Origin of the sequence: Pantoea rwandensis, assembly GCF_002095475.1 — a bacterium.
Lineage (GTDB): Bacteria > Pseudomonadota > Gammaproteobacteria > Enterobacterales > Enterobacteriaceae > Pantoea > Pantoea rwandensis.
Map to the genome: position 1 here is coordinate 263616 of NZ_MLFR01000001.1, position 19485 is coordinate 283100.

Here is a 19485-nt window from a genome sequence, read left to right on the forward strand (position 1 = left end):
TCAATTAATGTTGGTTATTCAGTAATTCGTTCAGTGCGGCGCTTTTGTCTTGATAAGGCGCGCGCAAACGTAAATTCACCGTGCCTGCCTCATCTTGGATCACAATCGGCTTAGCGTGGCTAAAACGACGGAAACCATGTATTCCGTGATATGCCCCGATACCGGATGCTCCCACACCGCCAAAGGGCAGGCTGTCGAGAGAAGCATGGGTCATGACATCGTTTATCACCAGTGCACCGGAGGTCGTTTGCTGGGCGATCATCTGCTGACGCGACGTATCGCTACCGAAATAGTAGGCCGCCAACGGTCGCGGATGCGCATTGATGTAGTTAATCGCTTCCTTGACATCACCGCTGTAGCTTTTAATTGGCAGTAAGGGACCAAAGATCTCTTCCTGCATTACCGCCATCTCTTCGGTGACTTTCAGAATCAGATGAGGCGCGATTTTGCGGCTATGTGCATCAAAGTCAGGCTCACCAATCGGTGCCAGGCTGATTATGCGTGCCCCTTTAGCACGCGCATCCTCAATCAGGTTGATCAGTCGCTGATAGTGACGGTCGCTGATAATGGCGGTGTAATCGGGGTTAGCCTGTAGGGTTGGAAACGCCTGTTGGATAAACTGCTGTGCGGCAGTGATAAACGCAGCTTCAGCCTCCTGCGGCAGCAGCAGATAATCGGGAGAAATACAGATTTGCCCGGCGTTAAAGGTTTTGATGGTCAGCGTTCTCGCCGCAGCCATCGCGACATCCGCATCGCTATCCACGACCACCGGAGATTTGCCGCCCAGTTCTAGCGTCACGGGCACCAGATTTTCTGCCGCAGCGCGCATAACGTGCTTGCCAACGGCGGTACTGCCGGTGAAGACCAAGTGGTCGAACGGCAGGGCGCTAAAAGCTTGTCCTACGCTGGCGTCTCCGAGCACTACGGTGAGTTCATCAGCGGCGAAGTAACGTGGCACGAGTTCCGCCAATAATTCGGAGGTTTTGGGTGTCAGCTCCGAGGGTTTCAACATCGCCGTGTTGCCAGCAGCAAATACGCCAGCCAGCGGACCAAATGCCAGGTTAATCGGGAAATTCCATGGACTGATGATGCCGACCACGCCCAGCGGTTGTGACTCAATTCGCGCCTGCATGCCTGCCACCGGAACCTCGGAGATTTCAGGCTGCATCCACTGCTCCAGATGTTCAGCTGAGTGCTGCAACATATTGATGGTGGTCATCAGGTCCGCAGCCTGGGTGTGATAGGCGCTGCGATGACCGAAATCGGCGCTTATCGCGGCTTCCAGGGCAACATGGTTGTCGCGAATCAGTGCCACGCTGCGCAACAAACGGTCGCGACGCATTGCAGCTGTTGCGGGTGCGTTCTGGAGATGTGCCTGCTTCATAGTTTGCAGTACACGTTGTAAATCCTGCTGAAGTGACATGTTGATATTCCTGTGCGTTTCAAGATGCAGGCAGCTTACTCGCGCTAGCCTTTGACGGCTAACAAGGCTATTTTGGTAGGGGTATAAAATAATTTATGGGGCGCTATGTCACTGGTTCGGTTACGTACGTTTATGGAAGTCTATCGCCAGCGTTCTATTTCGGGTGCGGCGCGTGCCTTAAACCTGACACAGCCTGCGGTGTCGCAACATATTAGCGGTTTGGAGGTGGCGGTAGGACGTCCTCTCTTCGAACGACTGGTGCATGGCGTCACGCCGACGGCGGTGGCTGATGATTTGGCTGCCGACATTGGCAACGCGCTGGATACTGCTGAGTCCGCGCTATCTTCGGCACGTGCCCGCTCTATGGATGTCAGCGGTACGTTGCAGATCATCGGACATGCCGATTTTATGGCAGAGAAACTGTCAGGCGAGTTATTGCCACTGCTGGAGAGCGGTATTCGCGTGCATATGCACACCGGCGATGGTCCCTTGGTGGCGCAGATGGTGATTGAAGGCCATTGCGATCTCGGGATCACCGCGCATCCAGTGACGGACCCGCGTTTAAAAGGGGAAGTGATCTTCCGCGATCGTGTGGTCGCCGTTGCCGCGCCAGCCGTCGCCGCGCGCTTGCAGCAGAGTGAGGATTTTACCGCCAGTTTGATTAAAGAACCGTTGCTCGCCTATGACTTAAAACTGTCCCTGATTGATCATTGGCTGGATAAAAATCGCGTCAAATACCAGGCGCTGCTGCCCGCCGTAGTGGGTCAGGATTTGCGTGGTCAACGCAGTTTGCTGTGTCGAGGATTTGGCTGGTCGGTGATGCCCGCATTCTTGTGTCAGGAACAGCTGGAGCAGGGGGAATTAGTGAGTTTACCCGCTCCAATCGGCGATACGGAGATTCGCTATAACCTGATCTGGCTACCTAGCGCTCTGCGGCAACCGCGAGTGGCGCATGCACGGCAAGCGTTGGTTTGGGGGTTGGGTAACACAGGCCATGATTTAGTCACGCGCAAATAAAAAAGCCGGACATTGTCCGGCTTTGCTTCAATCATTCGCGCGTAGTGATTACAGCGCCATGTCCTGCTTCGCAGACTCAGCACGCGGTTTCGCTTGCGTCGGTGCAACTGACTGCTCACCCATGTTGATGACAGGCGGTTTGGTCAACTGCAGTGTCTCTGCGGTGTTGTCCCATACTTGCTGGGTCAGGGCGGTGTTGCCGTTCAGTTTCTGGCCAAAGCTTGGGATGATCGCACGGATCTTCTCTTGCCACTCTGGTGAAGCGAACTGCTCTGGGAACAGCTTCTTCATTACATCCAGAGTAATTGGCGCAGCGGTAGAGGCACCCGGTGATGCGCCCAGCAGAGCAGCAATAGTTTTCTGCTGATCGGTCACGATTTCAGTACCCAGTTTCAGCACGCCACCTTTATCGGCATCTTTCTTGATGATCTGAACACGCTGACCTGCCTGGATCAGTTTCCAGTCTTCTTTACGCGCGTTTGGATAGTACTCTTTCAGCGCGGCGAAGCGATCGTCGTCGTTCAGCATCACCTGACCAATCAGGTATTTCACCAGATCAAAGTTATCAATACCGACGTGGGTCATTGGCATGATATTGCTGGTGGTGGTAGCGCTCAGCAGATCAAACAGCGAGCCGTTTTTCAGGTATTTGGTTGAGAAGGTCGCGAACGGCCCAAACAGCACTACGCGTTTACCGTCGAGGTTACGCGCATCGATGTGGGGAACCGACATCGGTGGGGCACCTACAGAAGCCTGACCGTACACTTTTTCCAGGTGGCGGTTAGCAATTTCTGGATTTTCCGTCATCAGGAAAGAACCCCCTACCGGGAATCCGCCATAGTTGTCTGCTTCTGGAATACCGGTTTTTTGCAGCAATTTGATGGCTGCGCCGCCTGCACCGATGAACACATATTTTGCGTCTACCGCACGGTTTTCACCGCTCTTCACGTCTTTAATCGTGACGTGCCAAGAGTTGTCACTGTTACGCTTGAAATCGGTAACTTCAGAAGAGGTTTCCAGCTTGAAGTTTTGATCTTTCTTCAGGCTGCCGATCAGCTGACGGGTGATTTCACCGTAGTTAACGTCGGTGCCCACTGGCGTCCAGGTGGCTGCAACTTTCTGATTCGGGTCACGACCTTCCATCACCAGCGGCGCCCACTGCTCGATCTGCTTGTGATCGGTTGAGAACTTCATGCCCTGGAACAGGGTGGTTTTCTGCAAGGCATCGTAACGCTTGGTCAGATATTCAACATTTTTGTCGCCCCAGACAAAGCTCATGTGTGGCGTGGAATTGATGAACGAGCGTGGATCGTGCAACACACCGCGCTGTACCTGCGAAGTCCAGAACTGGCGTGAAATCATGAAGGATTCGTTGATTTCCAGCGCTTTGCTAACGTCGATTGAACCGTCTGCACGCTCTGGCGTGTAGTTCAGCTCCATGTTAGCAGAGTGACCGGTACCCGCGTTGTTCCAGCCGTTTGACGATTCCAGCGCCACGGCATCCAGACGCTCAACCATCAGCTGTTTCCAGCCCGGTTGCAGCTCTTGCAGCCATGTGCCAAGCGAGGCGCTCATGACGCCGCCGCCAATCAACAGAACATCGGTTTTTTCTGGTGCATTTTCAGCGTGGACCACTGAAGAGACCAGCAGCGCTGCCAGGCTAAGGGCAGGTACGATTTGTTTGATGTGAGTCATTCTGATCCTGATCTTTATACTTTGCAGGTAAACGTTAAAAATTCGGTTTGCAAATTAAAAGATTGTTACGAAAAGATTAACTTGTTTTTAGTTAATAAAGTATTGGTGTTAATTACTTAACTTACATAAAAGCGAAGTGATGAGAATTTAGGCGAGAAATAGAAAAGTAGGGAGATATATCCGCTTATCCGACGCGGTTATTCTTTATATCTGGCAACGCCACTTAGGTCAAATTAAACGCTTGCTGATGTTGAGGTTTTATTCAGCAAGCGTTTGTTTTTTTTAGGCGTGGACCTTCACGCCACGTTTCATCGACAAGCCATAACCTGCTAACGCACAACCAGCAATAAACCAGGGAATCCACTTAACGATACCCGAATCGCTGCCGCTCAAAGACTGAAGGTTATTCACCACCAAAATAATGGTGATAGTCATACACATCATGGAAAGCAGAGGTGCCCAAAACACGGTAAAACGGCTATTGCTGCTCTTTGTACGACGAAAGAACAATACCACTGCAGCCGAGACGCCTAATTGCAAGACCAGGATGCACAACGTTGCCACCGCCGAGCCAATGGCGAAGATATGGATCATAGGGTCCAACCCTGCGCTGCCCATACCCGCGAGTAGCATCAGCATAATGACGCTGTGAACGTGGCTGGCATTATGCGGTGTACCGTTGGTGGGATGTGTTTTGCACAGCTCTTTCCAAATCAATCCATCGCGGCTGATGCTGAAGAGATAGCGTGAGATGTTGTTATGAAAGGCCAATGCAGCTGCAAACAAGCTGGTAATCAACAATACGGACATGGTTTCAACCGCCCATTGTCCGACGTACTGCCTGGTGATATTAAAAACGAAGTTGCCGGGATCTTTGCTGGCAATGGCCACAATCTGGTCGAATCCGTAGGCCTGCACCAGTGACCAACTGGTGAAGCAAAAGAAGGCGGTAATCAGTAGCAAAGCGCAAACCGTCGCGCGGGGAACGGTTTTATGCGGATCACGACACTCTTCCGCATAAATAGCGGTGGATTCGAAACCAATAAAGGCTGCAATAGTAAAAATAAACGCGATGCCCAAATTACCCTGCATAAACACCGAAGGTTCAAAGGATTGAAAGGTATAAGGCCCGACTTTTTTGATTAACAGCATGACATCGGTTAACAACACGATCGCCACTTCAGCCAACATCAATACGCCCAGCAGTTTTCCGCCAACTTCAACGCGTTTAATACTTAATATCCAGCAGATTAAAACAAATAGCATGCTGAGCGCCCACCAAGGAATATGGGTGGAAAAATGCGCTTCAATAAAGAGTTGAGTAAAGAATCCCAGCATCGCCACAATTGCAATCTGAATGGAGATATAGGCCATAACGGCCAGCACCGATGCTGACGCTCCCCAGTTTTCCCCCATTCCTTTAGAGATGTAAGTGTAAAAAGCACCGGCATTATTCACGTGACGGCTCATGGCAATAAAACCCACCGCGAACAACATCAGAATGATGCAGGACAGGATATAGAACACCGGAATGCCACCGCCGTTGCCGGAGATAATGGCCACCGGTAAACCACCCACCACGCCGGTCAGCGGTGAAGCTGCCGCGACAACAAAAAAGACCAGAGAAAACAAACCCAACGTATTTTTGCGTAAGCCGGAATCCGTATTCATCGCCAATGCCCTCAACCGCTGATAGAAATTTCCCAGGCAATCTGTGCCGCCTGAGGCAGGTAACGTAGCGGCATCATTTCTCAGCCTTGAGGCTGGCGGATAGAAAAAATCGGACAAGGGCACAGTGCATCACTGCACTCTTTTAGTGCTCAGTGAAACTGTAGACGATGGAAATAGTCATCATGGGTAATACGGCGCTGGTAGTCACAGGGCGTGGTGCTCACGAATTTTTTAAATTCACGCAAAAAGTGGGATTGGTCACTGAAGCCAAGATCAAATGCCAAATCGCTAAACGACAGATCCTGCCTTAAATGGATGCTGTTGATGGCAGACTGACACCGCAAAATACGGCTGAATGCCTTGGGCGACATGCCGGTATCCTGACGAAACTGGCGCTGAATAGTGCGGCAGGTGTAGCCGGTCAGCGCTTCCAACTGATCGATGCGAATGTTGCCCTGCAGCTGGCGCATCGTCTGGATAATCATTGAGGTCACCGCTGAGGCTTTACGCACCAAGCGCGGCGTGAAATAAGCGTTAAACAGCGCAATCTGGCGGGTAAAATCACGCGCTTGCACAATCTGTTCGAACGCTAAGCGCGCATCGGGTACCACATCGAGAAAACTGAATTCTCGATCGGGTATCTCTTCCGCCATCACATCCAGGAAATCGGGAATGATCCCCGGTGCAAAACGCACACCAAAATAGTGATGATTGTGTTGCATATCAGCGCCACGCGCCTCCAGCGTTGTACCGCATACGCGCGCGCGGGGATGTTGCGCATCGCAATCAAACACGATATCCACGCAACCATCCGGTATAGCCAACGTCATGCAGGCATTCTGCGCCACTTCAAAGCTGTAGAAATGTGAAATCGCCGGGTTATCCGATGCGATCACTGAATAGTGTCGTGCGGCATTAAGCACAAACCAAGGCTGTTCGGGTTGGAAACCACTGTGGCGGTACAAAGGAAGTTGTGTCATGGCGTGCTCCGCAACGGGCTAGATAGAGCCTGAGTGATGCAAGCGCTGTGCCACGCCTGCGTTTCGCCATGTCGCAAATATTCAATACAGCCGGACATCTGACGCGTTATTTCTATTTCACACAGCGAAAACCCCCGTTAATACGACGGTGTAAGCCTGTGACATCGCTATATATGGCAATTTTCGCGGCAGCGGGACATCGACCAAAAGACTGATTGAAGAGGCGACCTATGAGTGATTCAACCCGAATCGATTTTATTTACCTGTCGGAGCAAGACATGATTCGTGCAGGCGTGACCGATATGTCCGCCTGCGTGGACACCATGGAAGAGATGTTTGGGCTGCTGTATCACGGCGACTATCGTATGGCGGGCGCAAATAATGACTCGCATGGTGCAATGGTGACTTTCCCAGAAAACTCACCGTTTCCAACCATGCCAAAACCCACTGCTGACCGCCGCATGATGGCAATGCCGGCATATTTGGGCGGCAATTTCTGTACCGCAGGCGTGAAGTGGTATGGCTCCAACATCGCTAACCGAGAAAAAGGTCTGCCACGTTCGATTCTGATGTTCACCCTGAATGATGCTGAAACTGGCGCCCCTCTGGCGCACATGTCCGCCAACCTGTTGTCCGCGTATCGCACCGGCGCCGTGCCTGGCGTGGGGGCACGCCATCTGGCACGTAAAGATTCGCGGATAATTGGTCTGTTGGGACCGGGAGTGATGGGCAAGACCGCCGTCGCCGCTTTTATCGCCGTATGTCCGCATATCGACACCATTAAAGTCAAAGGACGTGGGCAGCGGAGCCTCGATAACTTCCTGACTTGGGTGCAAGAAACCTATCCACAAATCAAGCACGTCGACATTGTTAATACGCTAGAGGAGGTGGTTCGCGGGAGTGACATTGTCACTTATTGCAGCTCTGGTGAAGTCGGTGACCCGAATACTTATCCATTGGTGAAACGTGAGTGGGTCAAGGCGGGAGCGTTTTTGGCGATGCCGGCATTGTGCAACATTGACGAAGGCATGGAGCAGCCGGACGTTCGCAAGGTGCTGGATAACACTGGCTTATATCACGCCTGGTTTGAAGAGGTGCCGAAACCGGCGCATCGCACCATTCCCATTATCGGAGTGCGCTTCATGGATATGGTGGCCGAGGGACAGCTGCAAGCTGAGCAGTTGGAAGACATCGGCAAGATCGTCGCCGGTGATGCGCCCGGACGTCAAAACGATCAAGAGATCATCATCATGTCAGTCGGAGGTATGCCGGTTGAAGACGTTGCATGGGGCACGGTGCTGTATCGCAATGCGATTGAGAAAGGCATCGGCGTGAAGCTCAACCTGTGGGAAACACCCGTTTTAAGCTAAAACCAACCAATTAAAAGAGAGCACATTATGACGCATATCATCAAAGTTAAAACCGGTTCCAAGTTTGAAGAGCAAGCCAGTTATTCACGTATTGTAGCAGTCGATAACTGGATTTATGTCTCCAACACCGCAGGACGCAACCCGCTAACCAAAGAAATTCCCGCTGATTTGCGTGAACAGACCTTACAGGTATTTGCCAATATCGAAGCGGCCTTAGCGGCAATTGATGCTTCACTGCAGGATGTGGTGTGCTCGCGCGTCTTTATTCAGAACCCGGATGATGTTCCCACCGTGATGGCGATCATTGGCGAGAAGTTCCGCGGTATTAACCCGGCGTCAACCGTGACCTGTCCTCCACTAGGCTCGACCGTCTACAAAGTCGAACTGGAAGTCACAGCATACCGCGGCGCAGGTAAAGCCGAGGTTCAGGAAATTACCGTGGCCCTGTAAGGGCGGGAGATACGCTATGGCACCTGTTATTACGCCCGTGGTCACCTCGCCAATGATGCCGGATACCAGCACTGTGGTGATCATTGGCGGTGGCATTGTAGGGTTAACGGCCGCACTGACGCTCGCGGAGCGCAACATTCCAGTGGTGGTGCTGGAAAAAGGGCGTATCGCGGGCGAGCAGTCATCACGCAATCTGGGCTGGATCCGTAAAACCAGCCGGGCGCTGGAGGATATCCCTCTGGCCCAGGCCGCTGACCGTTTATGGGCGCAGATGGCCACGCGTGTAGGAAGCGATGTGGCTACCGCCAGGCCGGCATTATGTTTATCGCCCGCAATGAAACGCAGATGGCGATGCATGAAAAGTGGCTAAAGGGCGTAAGCGCCGCTGAAATGGACACCCGACTGCTCAGCAATAGCGAGATTGCGATGCGCGTGCCCGGTGGCGCAGAAAAATGGGCGGGCGGTATTTTTACCGCCTCTGATGGACGTGCAGAACCCACGCTCGCAGCCAGCGCCATTGCTAAAGCGGCCATGGCAAAGGGCGCGATTATCATTGAGCACTGTGCTGTGCGTGGTTTAGCCACCAGCAACGGCAAGGTCAGTGGCGTGGTAACGGAGCGCGGTGAGATTCGTTGTGATCAGGTGTTACTCGCTGCCGGTGCCTGGTCACGTCGCTTCCTCGGCAATCTCGGCATTAATTTGCCAACCTTGCCACTGATCTGCTCGGTCATGCGGACCAAACCGCTGCAAGGACCCGCCAACATCGCAGTAGGTGCGCCAGATTTTTCATTCCGTCAGCATCAGGATGGCGGTTTCATCATCACGCAACGCGGTGCGCTGGATGCCCCCTTGACGCTTGACCATTTGTTAATTGGGACGCGCTATATGCCTCAATTACGCCATGCACGCGACAACTTACGCATTTCACTGGGTAAATATTTCCTCAAGGATCTGGCGATGGCACGTCGTTGGCGCAACGATCGACGTACACCTTTTGAGAAAGTCCGTACACTCGACCCGCTGGCTAATCCGGCATTGAACGGGGAGGCAATGCGAAATCTCAGTGCCGCCTGGCCGGTGTTTCAGCAAGCCGTCATGGCAGAGTCATGGGCGGGCGTCATTGATGTGACGCCGGATTCCAACCCGGTGATTGGCCCTGTGGCGTCAATGCCGGGATTAACGCTGGCCACTGGTTTTTCAGGCCACGGTTTTGGCACATCACCGGCTGCAGGGCAGTTAGCGGCCGATTTGGTGACTGGGCATCCACCGCTCATCGATCCCACGCCTTATCGCTTTGAGCGTCTGATTTCTTCCCATTAACTCAGGGGCGGCTGGTTAGTCGCCCATAAGTTACATTTCATAGATCATTACATCACGTACCGTGTTCATTAACTCGCCCGCTTCTGTATTACCCTAATGTCTCTAATGACTTGTTAATACTTTATGTGGGCAATCGCATGGCTAACAAAACACTGTATGAAAAACTGATCGATCAGCATGTCGTACGCAAGTTAGACGATGAAGGACATGTGTTGCTCTATATTGATCGGTCTATTTTGAATGAATACACCAGCCCGCAGGCATTCAGTGGCCTGCGCGAACATCAACGCCCTGTGCGACATCCCGCCACCATCTTGCTCAACGTGGATCATGTGAATCCGACCAGACCGGAACGTGATGAAGCCATGACCGATGCCGGTGGACAGTTGCAAGTCGACTATTTCCGTCAGAACGCCGCCCATTTTGGTATCGAACTGTTTGATGTGATGGACCCACGCCAGGGAATTGAACATGTGGTCGCACATGAACAAGGATTGGTGATGCCCGGCATGGTGATTGCTGCCGGTGACAGCCACACCACCACCTACGGCGCGTTCGGCGCATTGGGCTTCGGTATCGGCACCTCTGAAATTGAACACTTGCTGGCGACACAAACCCTGATTTATCGCCGATTAAAAACCATGCAAGTGAAGGTCGAAGGCGAACTGCCTTATGGTTGTTCCGCTAAGGACATCATTCTGGCGCTGATTGAACGTATTGGTGCCTCAGGTGCGACCGGGTATGCGATCGAATTCTGTGGAGCAACCATTGATGCACTGAGCATGGAAGGTCGCATGACCCTGTGTAATATGGCCGTTGAGGCAGGCGCTCGCGGTGCGATTATCGCGCCGGATGAAAAGGTGTTTGCCTATATTGAGGGCAAACCGCAAATGCCGACTGGCGATTTGTGGCAGCAGGCAAAAAGTGAGTGGCTTACGCTGCGAAGCGATGAAGAGGCGAAATTTGACCACGCGTTGACCCTGGATTGCAGCAATCTCGAACCGAAAGTCACTTGGGGCATCAGCCCGGACCAAACCAGTGCAATCAGTGGGCGCGTACCGGATCCCGCACTGGAAAAAGATTTAATCAAACAGCAGGCGCTGAAAACTGCGTTGAAATATATGGGTCTGGAGCCCGGCGCGCCGCTGGAAAGTATCGCCATTACCCATGCGTTTATTGGCTCCTGTACCAATGGCCGAATTGAAGACCTCCGAGCTGCCGCTGCGGTGATTGGTGAACGTAAAATTGCCCGCCACGTGCGCGGTATCATTGTGCCGGGTTCGACTCAAGTCCGTCAGCAAGCGGAAGCTGAAGGGTTAGCCCGCATCTTCATCGATGCCGGATTTGAGTGGCGTCAGTCAGGGTGCTCAATGTGCCTTGCAATGAATGAAGATGTCTTGGCACCCGGCGACCGCTGTGCCTCTGGCACTAATCGCAACTTTCCCGGCCGACAAGGGGCGGGTGCTCGCACGCATTTGATGAGCCCAGCGATGGTGGCCGCTGCTGCATTAGCCGGCCATCTGGTCGATGTTCGCAGTTTGATGACAGTAGAGGGTTAAAATGGAAGCATTTCACAGTATCACCGGCAAAATCGCACCTTTACCCGCCGCCAATATCGACACAGATGTCATCATGCCCAAGCAATTCCTCAAGGGCATTGACCGCCAAGGGCTTGATCGGGGCGTATTCTTCGACCTGCGCTTCCTGGCTGACGGCTCACCAAATCCTGATTTCATACTGAATAAACCCGGTTGGGATCAGGCTGCATTTCTACTGGTAGGCGCCAACTTTGGCTGTGGCTCCAGCCGTGAACACGCCGTGTGGGGACTGAATCAGCTGGGGATTCGTGCCCTTATTGGCACGAGCTTTGCGGGTATCTTCGACGACAACTGCCAACGAAATGGTGTGCTGACACTGACACTCAGCGAAGAAGCGTATCAACAACTGAGCGAGGCCACTCTCGATGCCGCACATAATGAAATCACGATATCGCTGGAACATCAGACCCTCTGCTTCAATAATCAAACACTGCACTTTGAAGTCAGCGCATTAAAACGCGAGATGTTGTTGGGTGGAGGCAGTGCAGTTGACTGGACATTGCAGTACGAGCCTGACATTGCGCAGTTCGAAAAACAGCATTTTGCTCAACGTCCGTGGTTGCAGCGGGTAAAAGGACAACAAGATGAGTGAAATGACGGATCGAGGAGCATCACCGTTTATCGACGGTTTTGCTTTAAAGGATGTAAAACTCGCTAATGGTGTGACACTGCGTGTTGCCACTGGCGGCGAAGGCTCGCCGTTACTGATGTTGCATGGCCATCCACAAAACCATCTGGCATGGCGTAAAGTTGCGCCAGAGCTGGCGAAAAAATACCAGGTCATACTGCCGGATTTACGCGGTTACGGCGACAGTGACAAGCCGGCCAGCGATGAACAACATCTTACCTACGCGAAACGCAGCATGGCGGATGACATCAGCCTGCTGATTGATGCGTTGGGATTGGATCGTGTGGCTTTCGTGGGGCATGATCGCGGCGCTCGGGTTGGGCACCGTCTGGCGCTCGACCATCCTGAAAAGGTCACGTGTTGTACTTTTGTCGATATTGCGCCTACAGCGACCATGTATGCGAAAACCGATAAAGCCTTTGCCACCCGCTATTTCTGGTGGTTCTTCTTGATCCAACCTTATCCGCTGCCGGAAACCATGATCGGCCACGATCCGGCATTTTTCCTGAGAAAACATATCGAGGGTCAGTTAAAAACACCGGGTGCTACATCAGAAGCGGTTTTTAACGATTATCTGCGCTGTTATCAGCAACCTGAGATGATTCATGCGGTGTGTGAAGACTATCGCGCTGCTGCGACCATCGATTTAGCGCATGATTCGCAGGACAGCGAGAAACGTATTGCTTGCCCACTGCAGTTGCTTTGGGGCGAGAAGGGCACAGTGGGTCAATTATACGATGTCGTTTCGACCTGGCAGGATAAAGCCGTTGACGTGCAGGGTGCAGCACTGCCTTGTGGGCACTCCCCGCAGGAAGAGGTCCCGAATGTGTTCCTGGCGCAGCTACAAGGCTTCCTCGATTCTGTGCTATAACCCTGCGATGCCCGTTAACAGTGTGATGCCATGAAGCGAGAGCTTGCCGGAAAAAACGTCCAGAAACCCTTGCAGGGCTGGCCTGCTATCGAAGATCTCTATGTTTTCATCAGTGTGGCGCGCCATGACGGTTTTGGGCGTGCCGCAGTTGAACTTGGCCAGTCTCCTTCCTATATCAGTAAACGTATTGCGATTTTGGAGAAGCAGCTGGAAACCCGACTGTTTTTTCGTACCAACCGTGTGATGCGCCTGACACCAGAAGGTGAGAAAGCGTTGGAAGGAGCACAGCAGGTGCTTCAGGAAATGGATGCCTTCCTCAGCAATTTCCGGCAGTGGCGTGGGGAATTGTCCGGCGATATGACTGTGGGCTGCTCGATGGGGTTTGGGCAGGATTATCTCTCTGACGCCATCTCTGCCTTTATCTCTCAGCACCCTTCATTGAATATCAAGCTGATCCTCAGCGACCGGGAAATTGATTTAATGCAGTCGGGGACCGACGTGGATATTCAGGTTGGAGACGACCTTAATCACGCCTACATTGCACGCAAACTGGCCGCCAACCGGCGAATTCTCTGCGCATCTCCTGACTATTTAATCCAATCAGCGCCACTCAATTCGTTGGATGAGTTAATTCATCACAGCTGTCTTATCATTAATGAAAAGCACAGTACGTTTGGCAATTGGCCACTCACTGACGGGGAACAAAAGATATTGTGTCGTCTGAATAGTCATTATTCATCGAACAGTGGCAAGGTTATTCTTAATTGGGCTCTGAAGTCGCACGGTATTGCTCTGCGCTCTGCATGGGATGTCGAACCCTATCTGGCGCGGGGAGAATTGGTGCATGTATTACCGCAGTGGTATCAGGAAGCGAATATCTGGGCGGTGTATACGCAACGGACGTCAGAATCGCCGCGCATAAAAGTCTTTATTGATTTTTTGGTGCAATACTTTTCAGAAAAAAGCCTGTCACGGGAGTGGCAGGCTTAATTTAGGCTTGAATGCGTAGGTTAACATCAGCCGTATGCCACTTTGCTGTTGATGTGGTACAGCGTGGCAGTCGCCGCCATCACATGCTGACCATCATGGCCCGGTTCATGCGATTCGACATCAGTAATGTGATAACCGACAGCGCCGGCAGCAAGCGTCTTTTTCACTATCGCATCCGTCAACTCTTCCATCGACGTGGCCCAGCTCACTGAAGTGAAGCCGACGGGGTGAATGGATGAAAGTTCGCGATGAGTGAGGTCAGCACGGACTAATACTGGTTTAACATTTTGCGGTGTGAAAATAGAAATCACGTCGTTAATAAGTTCTTTCATGGTCTTACTCCTCAAAATAACAACTGAGCCGATTTCGAAGCGACACGTTTTATTGTTGATGATTGGTTTATTAAACCCGGCAGTTGCGCACGGCAGGTAATCGGCGCCGGTAGGCTTAATAAACACCTTTTGAGGTTATGCGTTTTAGCTTTAATTGCTAATTAGTTGTTAAGAAAAGTTCAGCCACAACTCTGATAAACTTTAGGGAATATTTTTTCATCTGCTTACATTTAGGGCGGACTATTTAATCAGTTGGGGCGCACCAGGCGCCCCATTTTGTTAAAACTCGCGTTGCCCACCTAACTCGATCACTCGATTCGGTGGAATGTTGAATTGTTCATGTGCCCGTAACGCATTGCGTTGGCAAAAGTGGAAGATGCCACCCTTGACTCGTGACAACCCTTTACGTTTTTTCATCACCAGTGTGTCATGGGAAGTGAAGAACGAAGCTTCATTGACGGTACAACCAAAGCCCTCTAACCCACATAAATGCAGCACTTCAGCCATTGAAGGAACCTCACGCCACCCATAGGCCGCCGTGACTTGCCAGAATGACGGTGACAGCTGCGTAATGGTGATGCGTTGCTGGTTGTGCACGCGCGGGGTATCGGTGGTGCGAATATTCAGCAACACCACGCGTTTGTGCAGCACACGATTATGTTTGAGGTTATGCAGCAGGGCTTGTGGGATCTCAAACTCTTTACGAGCGAGGAAAATCGCCGTACCCGGCACGCGACTCGGCGGGTTGGTTTCCAGCGACTTCACCAGAGCCTGAAGGCTTTCCGGGTCGTTATTCAACTTCTTAATTAATCGATTACGCTCGGTACTCCAAATCAGCATTAACCCCATCATGGTCAGCGCCATGACTACCGGCACCCATCCGCCGGATAACAATTTCATCAAGTTGGCGGCGAACAGGGGGATATCGATGGTCAGCATACAGATGAGAAATACTAATGCCAGCGGTAGCGGCCATTTCCAGTTACGTAACGCCACCACGCCAGCCAGACAAGCGGTTATCACCATGGTGCCTGTCACCACAATACCGTACGCCGAGGAGAGGGCTGAAGATTGGCGGAACGCCAGCACGATCACGGTGACTGCGACAAAAAGCAGCCAGTTAACGACCGGAATATAGATCTGCCCGGATTCGGTATGTGAGGTAAACACAATACGCATCGGGGGGAGGAAGCCTTGGCGAATCGCCTGATGCGTCAAAGTGTAAACGCCAGAAATCACAGATTGTGCCGCGATAACGGTGGCGAGCGTAGAGAGTACGATGAGTGGGATCTGTCCCCAGCCAGGTGCAAGGTTAAAGAACGGGTTATTAATGGCTTGAGCATCGGCAATAACCAGTGCGCCCTGTCCAAAATAGTTGAGCACCAACGCGGGCATCGCTATCACCAGCCATGCCATACGAATGGGCGCTTTACCAAGGTGTCCCATGTCAGCATACAGTGCTTCGGCACCGGTCACTGCCAGTACCACCATACCGAGCGCAGCAAAGGAAAGCGCCTTATGCGTCAATAAAAACGTCAGCGCGTAGGAAGGACTGAGGGCGTGGAGCACTGTGGGATTGAGTGCGATCCCGCGAATCCCTAATAAGCCAATCGAAACAAACCAGATAAACATGACGGGGCCAAACACTTTACTGACTTTCTCAGTGCCATGTTTTTGGATCATAAACAGCAGTGTCAGAATCACGACCGCCAAGGGGACGACAAACTTGTCCAGGTGCGGTGAAACGACTTCCATCCCTTCAATCGCGGATAACACGGATATCGCTGGGGTGATAATCCCGTCACCGTAAAAGAATGCCCCACCGGTAAGACCGGCTAACACAATAATATGGCCGATTTTCGGGCTGACATTGCGGCGAGCCAATGACATCAGCGTCAAAATGCCGCCTTCGCCGTCGTGGTCGGCCCGCATGACAAAACAGACGTATTTCAATGTTACGATTAGCGTGAGCGCCCAAAAAATCAGCGATAAGAAGCCCATCACGGCGACGGTGGATACAGAGCCATCGGGTAAGATGGAAAGACACTCTTTCAAGGTATATAGCGGGCTGGTACCGATATCACCAAACACGATCCCTGCGGCGGCCAGCATGCCAGCAGGCAGAGATTGTTTCTCGGTCTGACTCATAAATTTCCTGTTTCTTTTCAGCGTGGAGCAGCGATGGCTGTGTATGACGGCGAACATACCTTTTTCCCTGCCTGGTGAATAGCAGGTGGCGATTTTATGCACTGCATTTTTACGCCAGGCAATGAAATTTTTACGACATTTTTATATCTCGGTTTACTTTTTGATCTCAGAATAGTCGATAAATAAGAAGCAAACTGACGACTGGCGACCATAAATTCGCCACAGTTAAACGGTTACTAACTGGAGCGTATTTTTCTCAACACCGCCGAAACGCATTTATCCGCCATTTATCTTGCCTGATCTACATTCGACGCAATCCTTTTGATCAAAACCGACTTGTAGATCGACATTATGAATACGATTCTTGTTACTGGCGCGACTGGCTTCCTGGGCGGTGCGGTTACCGTGAATTTATTAAAGAAAAGAGAAAACAACTCTCTGCTACTGTTGGTTCGTGGTGATTCACCAGCCGTGGGGCTGGCCCGCCTCCAAGGGAATTTGGCCAAGTTCGGTGTGGATGCCAGTTTACTGAGTACGCTAACCACAGAAAATATTTTAATTGGCGATTTGGCTGAGCCAGAACAATTCGCGGACGATCCGCGACTAGACGCGGTGACACATGTGATGAACTGCGCCGCCGTCGCCTCATTTGGTACCAACCCTTACATTTGGAAAGTGAACGTAGAAGGGACATTCCAGTTTGCCCGCCGTATGAGCCTGGTGAGGGGTTTGCAGCGATTCATTCACGTGGGAACCGCCATGTCTTGCGCCCCCGAAGCCAATACCTTGGTGACCGAGAGCGAATTGAATACGCTGCGCGATCAGCACATCGTGGAATATACCTGGAGTAAAGCCACGGTAGAAAAAATGATGACCGAATCGCTACCGAATCTGCCACTGGTCATTGCTCGGCCTTCAATCGTGGTTGGCCATTCCGATCACGGCTGCACCCCTTCACCGAGTATTTTCTGGGTGTTCCGCATGGCCCTTACGCTGGGTAAGTTCATGTGCGAATTGGAGGACCGCATCGACGTAGTGCCCGTCGATTACTGTGCAGATGCATTGGAGTTATTACTGACGGCCGAGAACGTCGACAAGAGCATTATTCACATTTCTGCCGGCCTCAACAGCAGTGTGACTTTTGCTGAAATTGATAAAGCGATGGCGAAAGCTTCAGGTCAGGTTCCGGTGGCAGAGACATATCAAAAGGTAAACTACCGTGAGTTAGCTGAAAGTAAAAAAAGCTTCTCGTCTCTGTTTGGCCCCTGCAACGAGCGTATTGTGCTTCGGGCGATGAATCTCTATGGCCACTTTTCAAAGCTCAATGTGGTTTTCAGCAATGAGAAGTTGCTGGAGTTGGGCATGCCGCCATCGTCGAAATTCACTGACTATCTGCACCGCTGCGTCACCTCGACGAAAGATGCAACCATTGCGGAATTAATGGAAGTGGATTTTAAATAATCTTAACGCGCAATGCTGATATGACATGATGTTTGTTAGTTGAGTTGTCTGGCATTATGGCCTTGCCAGACAACTCATTGAAAGGGTGCCCTGAATCAAGGACGCCCCTCAAATAGGCGATTACCAGCCCTTAATAATATCGCCTTTATAAATCTCGTTAGCTTTATCCAACACCTGCTGTGACTGGAAGGCTTCTTTCAATTTCTGCACGTTGGCGCTGTCTTTATTATCTTCACGCGCCACAATGGCATTCACGTATGGCGAGGCTTTGCCTTCCATAAACATGCCGTCACGCGAGGCGGAAAGATTCACCAGCGCAGCAAAGTTGTTATTGATGATCGAAATATAAACCTGCGGATCATCCAGCGTGCGTGCCAACTGCGGGGTATCGACTTCAACGATTTTCAGCTTCTTAGGATTGTCTGTGATATCCAGTGTAGTGGGCAGAAGACCCGCCTCTGGCTTCACTTTGATCAAACCTTGCGCTTGTAGCAATAACAAGCTGCGGCCCAGCGTGGTCGCTTCGTTAGAAATGGTGACAGTGGCACCTTCGGGTAATTCGGCCAGGGTTTTAATCTTGCGCGAGTATCCTGCAATCGGGAACACGAAGGTGTTGGTGACGACAGCAAATTTATAGCCGCGCTCTTTTGACTGCATTTCCAGGTAAGGCAGGCTTTGGAAGGCGTTGACATCAACATCTTTATTGCGCAGCGCCTCGTTTGGCTGCACGTAATCGTTAAATGCAACGACATCGACATCCAGATGATACTTATCATGCGCTACCTGCTTCACGGTCTGCCAGATCGCCTCATCAGGGCCGGTGTTAATCGCAACTTTGATGGCATTATCTTTTTGGTTATCGCATGCGCTGAGCAGGGAAACGACGGCAGCGAGCAGGGTGGAAAGCACAATTTTTTTCATGACACAGGTCCCTTAGAAACGTAGGGTAAGGACTATAATATACGTCTGGACGTCTGTACATCCATTGGAAGCGCGTTCGCTTGAATTTCATGCAGCTCAAAAAATCGCTCAATCATACTTTTTAGTAATTAATACCCGTGACTGACATTGTGTTTTGCTGATATATCCAACAGGAAATAATTTAGAAAAACAGAAGCTTTCAGGCTCGGAGTTGCGAGCTGAGGCTTGTTCTCAACTTGAGATCGATCTCATTTATCAGAATTTTTGCGGGTTGGCGGGGTGATGGTCGTCGAATGTCATTGGAATTTTCGCAGAACGTAATATTAATATAACTGCATTGTGCGTCCTGATACTTACAAGATAATCTGTTAAAGCAGATTATCTTGTTATAGATCGGGAGAAGATGATGGAGTCTGTTAAAGCGTTGAATATGGAGCAGTTGAACAAGTTTCTCAGTAGCGGCAAGCACTCTTCAGTTATTATTGGCTTCAATCTCACCAGCGATGCGTTCTTCAATATGGCAGCTTATTGGCGCGATCGCGGTGTTATGATTGAAAAACGTGACGCCTATTTTGTCGCCATCACTGATCATTCAATAACCACTTCTTGA

The 19485-nt window shown here is 51.4% G+C and carries 16 protein-coding genes and 1 pseudogene; 10 read left to right on the forward strand and 7 right to left on the reverse strand.

Features of this window, described 5'->3' with window-relative positions; translation table 11 throughout:
* Positions 1–4 precede the first annotated feature (4 nt).
* Positions 5–1429, reverse strand: coding sequence for an aldehyde dehydrogenase family protein (locus HA51_RS01250; protein WP_084931394.1), 1425 nt, complete (start codon positions 1427–1429; stop codon positions 5–7).
* Positions 1430–1528: 99 nt separating this feature from the next.
* On the opposite strand from HA51_RS01250, the gene HA51_RS01255 reads away from it, so the two are divergent.
* Positions 1529–2440, forward strand: a complete 912-nt coding sequence (locus tag HA51_RS01255; RefSeq protein ID WP_084931396.1) for a LysR family transcriptional regulator — start codon at positions 1529–1531, stop codon at positions 2438–2440.
* A gap of 48 nt (positions 2441–2488) precedes the next feature.
* On the opposite strand, the gene mqo is transcribed toward HA51_RS01255, so the two are convergent.
* The 3 genes from mqo to HA51_RS01270 all read right to left on the reverse strand — a co-directional run bounded on the left by mqo (position 2489) and on the right by HA51_RS01270 (position 6786).
* Positions 2489–4135 (reverse strand): malate dehydrogenase (quinone), encoded by a 1647-nt coding sequence (gene mqo / locus HA51_RS01260; RefSeq protein WP_084931398.1) that lies wholly within the window; start codon positions 4133–4135, stop codon positions 2489–2491.
* Positions 4136–4417: 282 nt separating this feature from the next.
* Entirely contained in the window at positions 4418–5806 is a 1389-nt protein-coding gene (locus tag HA51_RS01265) for an APC family permease (protein ID WP_084931400.1), read from the reverse strand.
* Between the two features lie 149 nt (positions 5807–5955).
* On the reverse strand, positions 5956–6786 hold the full coding sequence (locus tag HA51_RS01270; protein WP_084931402.1) for a helix-turn-helix domain-containing protein: 831 nt from the start codon (positions 6784–6786) through the stop codon (positions 5956–5958).
* Between the two features lie 230 nt (positions 6787–7016).
* On the opposite strand from HA51_RS01270, the gene HA51_RS01275 reads away from it, so the two are divergent.
* The 7 genes and pseudogenes from HA51_RS01275 to HA51_RS01305 all read left to right on the forward strand — a co-directional run bounded on the left by HA51_RS01275 (position 7017) and on the right by HA51_RS01305 (position 14013).
* Positions 7017–8156, forward strand: a complete 1140-nt coding sequence (locus HA51_RS01275) for an ornithine cyclodeaminase family protein (RefSeq protein WP_084931404.1) — start codon at positions 7017–7019, stop codon at positions 8154–8156.
* 27 nt (positions 8157–8183) lie between these two features.
* Positions 8184–8606, forward strand: coding sequence for a RidA family protein (locus HA51_RS01280; RefSeq protein WP_084931406.1), 423 nt, complete (start codon positions 8184–8186; stop codon positions 8604–8606).
* Positions 8607–8622: 16 nt separating this feature from the next.
* Positions 8623–9926: pseudogene (locus HA51_RS01285) on the forward strand (NAD(P)/FAD-dependent oxidoreductase).
* Positions 9927–10063: 137 nt separating this feature from the next.
* On the forward strand, positions 10064–11485 hold the full coding sequence (gene leuC, locus HA51_RS01290) for a 3-isopropylmalate dehydratase large subunit (RefSeq protein ID WP_084931408.1): 1422 nt from the start codon (positions 10064–10066) through the stop codon (positions 11483–11485).
* 1 nt (position 11486) lies between these two features.
* Complete coding sequence (gene leuD / locus HA51_RS01295) at positions 11487–12116, forward strand: 3-isopropylmalate dehydratase small subunit (RefSeq protein WP_084931409.1); 630 nt, start codon at positions 11487–11489, stop codon at positions 12114–12116.
* A complete protein-coding gene (locus HA51_RS01300; protein ID WP_084931413.1) occupies positions 12109–13023 on the forward strand; it encodes an alpha/beta fold hydrolase in 915 nt (304 codons plus the stop codon). Before leuD ends, HA51_RS01300 begins: the two co-directional genes overlap by 8 nt.
* A gap of 30 nt (positions 13024–13053) precedes the next feature.
* The gene (locus tag HA51_RS01305; protein ID WP_084931415.1) at positions 13054–14013 is read left to right on the forward strand and encodes a LysR family transcriptional regulator; all 960 of its coding nucleotides are present in this window, start codon (positions 13054–13056) and stop codon (positions 14011–14013) included.
* A 26-nt stretch (positions 14014–14039) separates the two neighbouring features.
* Here the strand turns inward: HA51_RS01305 and HA51_RS01310 are convergent, their stop codons facing one another.
* Entirely contained in the window at positions 14040–14345 is a 306-nt protein-coding gene (locus HA51_RS01310) for a YdgH/BhsA/McbA family protein (RefSeq protein ID WP_045815559.1), read from the reverse strand.
* A 279-nt stretch (positions 14346–14624) separates the two neighbouring features.
* Positions 14625–16493 (reverse strand): low affinity potassium transporter Kup, encoded by a 1869-nt coding sequence (kup, locus tag HA51_RS01315; protein ID WP_084931417.1) that lies wholly within the window; start codon positions 16491–16493, stop codon positions 14625–14627.
* Positions 16494–16844: 351 nt separating this feature from the next.
* Between kup and HA51_RS01320 the strand changes: the two genes are divergently transcribed.
* Positions 16845–17954, forward strand: coding sequence for an SDR family oxidoreductase (locus HA51_RS01320; protein WP_084931419.1), 1110 nt, complete (start codon positions 16845–16847; stop codon positions 17952–17954).
* A 120-nt stretch (positions 17955–18074) separates the two neighbouring features.
* Here HA51_RS01320 and HA51_RS01325 read toward each other — a convergent pair whose 3' ends face one another.
* Positions 18075–18875, reverse strand: coding sequence for a MetQ/NlpA family ABC transporter substrate-binding protein (locus HA51_RS01325; RefSeq protein ID WP_084931420.1), 801 nt, complete (start codon positions 18873–18875; stop codon positions 18075–18077).
* 403 nt (positions 18876–19278) lie between these two features.
* Between HA51_RS01325 and HA51_RS01330 the strand changes: the two genes are divergently transcribed.
* A complete protein-coding gene (locus HA51_RS01330; RefSeq protein WP_139810607.1) occupies positions 19279–19485 on the forward strand; it encodes a hypothetical protein in 207 nt (68 codons plus the stop codon).

What these genes read in the sequence shown, in the direction of transcription:
- HA51_RS01255 (WP_084931396.1), top strand. Translation starts at nt 1,529, where the DNA reads ATGTCACTGGTTCGGTTACGTACGTTTATGGAAGTCTATCGCCAGCGT.
- mqo (WP_084931398.1), bottom strand. Translation starts at nt 4,135, where the DNA reads ATGACTCACATCAAACAAATCGTACCTGCCCTTAGCCTGGCAGCGCTG.
- HA51_RS01265 (WP_084931400.1), bottom strand. Translation starts at nt 5,806, where the DNA reads ATGAATACGGATTCCGGCTTACGCAAAAATACGTTGGGTTTGTTTTCT.
- HA51_RS01270 (WP_084931402.1), bottom strand. Translation starts at nt 6,786, where the DNA reads ATGACACAACTTCCTTTGTACCGCCACAGTGGTTTCCAACCCGAACAG.
- HA51_RS01275 (WP_084931404.1), top strand. Translation starts at nt 7,017, where the DNA reads ATGAGTGATTCAACCCGAATCGATTTTATTTACCTGTCGGAGCAAGAC.
- HA51_RS01280 (WP_084931406.1), top strand. Translation starts at nt 8,184, where the DNA reads ATGACGCATATCATCAAAGTTAAAACCGGTTCCAAGTTTGAAGAGCAA.
- leuC (WP_084931408.1), top strand. Translation starts at nt 10,064, where the DNA reads ATGGCTAACAAAACACTGTATGAAAAACTGATCGATCAGCATGTCGTA.
- leuD (WP_084931409.1), top strand. Translation starts at nt 11,487, where the DNA reads ATGGAAGCATTTCACAGTATCACCGGCAAAATCGCACCTTTACCCGCC.
- HA51_RS01300 (WP_084931413.1), top strand. Translation starts at nt 12,109, where the DNA reads ATGAGTGAAATGACGGATCGAGGAGCATCACCGTTTATCGACGGTTTT.
- HA51_RS01305 (WP_084931415.1), top strand. Translation starts at nt 13,054, where the DNA reads ATGAAGCGAGAGCTTGCCGGAAAAAACGTCCAGAAACCCTTGCAGGGC.
- HA51_RS01310 (WP_045815559.1), bottom strand. Translation starts at nt 14,345, where the DNA reads ATGAAAGAACTTATTAACGACGTGATTTCTATTTTCACACCGCAAAAT.
- kup (WP_084931417.1), bottom strand. Translation starts at nt 16,493, where the DNA reads ATGAGTCAGACCGAGAAACAATCTCTGCCTGCTGGCATGCTGGCCGCC.
- HA51_RS01320 (WP_084931419.1), top strand. Translation starts at nt 16,845, where the DNA reads ATGAATACGATTCTTGTTACTGGCGCGACTGGCTTCCTGGGCGGTGCG.
- HA51_RS01325 (WP_084931420.1), bottom strand. Translation starts at nt 18,875, where the DNA reads ATGAAAAAAATTGTGCTTTCCACCCTGCTCGCTGCCGTCGTTTCCCTG.
- HA51_RS01330 (WP_139810607.1), top strand. Translation starts at nt 19,279, where the DNA reads ATGATGGAGTCTGTTAAAGCGTTGAATATGGAGCAGTTGAACAAGTTT.